The following is a 369-nucleotide window of genomic DNA, read 5'->3' as shown; positions in this document are numbered from 1 at the left end:
AGGGACATCACCATTCCGGATCTTGCGCACCCGCGCGTTCATCCAATGGCGGATCGCATGGCGATACAGCTGCTCCTTGAAGCGGCCGATCGCCTGTTTTCGGTTCTCGAGAAAATCGTCGGGTGAAGCGAAGGTTCCGAGATCACGGGTAATCCCGGTCTTCTGGATGTAGGTATCCTCACCGGTCCACCCGACCTGCGGCGCGTCAAGGCGATCCGTGCCGACACCATAGCCGCACAGACTTTCCCGGCCCGGGAAAGCGGCTTGGATCGCTTGAAGATATGGGCTGTCAAGAATGAACCCTTCGAGGTTCAGCCAATCACCATCCAGTTCGACCTCGACCCAGGAATGCAGGATTTCCGCCGGAGC

Annotated in this window: 1 pseudogene; it reads right to left on the bottom strand. The window is 58.8% G+C overall.

The window, feature by feature from the left end:
* Positions 1 to 369 (bottom strand): annotated as a pseudogene (locus tag O4G76_RS20090) (transglutaminase); the annotation flags it as partial.

The organism is Limimaricola sp. G21655-S1 (genome assembly GCF_027213785.1).
Classification (GTDB): domain Bacteria; phylum Pseudomonadota; class Alphaproteobacteria; order Rhodobacterales; family Rhodobacteraceae; genus Limimaricola.
Note: the sequence above shows the minus strand (reverse complement) of the source record. Positions and strands in the feature narration are given on the sequence as shown.